Here is an 840-nt window from a genome sequence, read left to right on the forward strand (position 1 = left end):
TACCATTCCACCAATGAGCTGTACATCAAAAGGACGCATATCATAAATACGTTTTGCTGCTTCACGAACAGTTGCAAAAGCTTCTGGTAGGAGCAAATCAACGGTTTCACCTTCCGTAAGACGTTTACGAAACTCATCGGTTTTTTGGCAGAGTTGCGTATCGTTTAATTTCTGAAACTGTTCTTCCAAAGCATTAATTTGTGCTACTTTTTGGCGAAGAGCCTTGAGGCGTCGTTCATGAGCTGAACCAAAAAATTTACGTGCAAATACACCTAAACCGACCATCTCTGGCCCTTTCTTTTACTTGTTGCCAATCTTACTGGATATTTCATATATTATCCCCATACTCCACATCCCGTAAGGTATTTAATATAACCAAACGCATATGGTATCATTATACTTGTTGGTGCGCAATTTTTCACTTCAATTATTAAGTAGAGATAAGAGGATAAGTGCACCATGTCAACTTTAGTAATGCTGTTTAATTGGCATATTACAGAGTAATTTAGGGTATAATATGACATTTCTTATATTATCATTTTTCAATATCATGAGGTAGGTTAGGATAGGCTGAGATAAAAGGAAAAATTTATGTTTTTTCAAAAAAAATATCAGTTTATTTATCTATATTTAGAGATTAAAATGTTATGATTAAGGAAAAGTGGGATCTTGAACATGCGTTCATTCTTAAGGAGTATATTTATGAAATTCAACTTTATCACGCTGTTTTTGACATCGACTTTATTAGCGAGCACGAGTTTGGGGGTGATGGCCCAAAAGAGCGTGGAGTCTGCGTCGAATGATTTAAAGAATTTGGAGAAAGCTTCTGAAAAAGCAGTT

General features: G+C 35.5%; 2 pseudogenes. One reads left to right on the forward strand and one right to left on the reverse strand.

The features are described 5' to 3' along the window. Positions 1-285: pseudogene (locus tag ACFIK8_RS09710) on the reverse strand (preprotein translocase subunit SecA); the annotation flags it as partial. 417 nt (positions 286-702) lie between these two features. Between ACFIK8_RS09710 and ACFIK8_RS09715 the strand changes: the two are divergent. Next, a pseudogene (locus ACFIK8_RS09715) lies at positions 703-840 on the forward strand (peptidylprolyl isomerase); the annotation flags it as partial.

Source organism: Bartonella sp. MR168JLCBS, assembly GCF_042194175.1.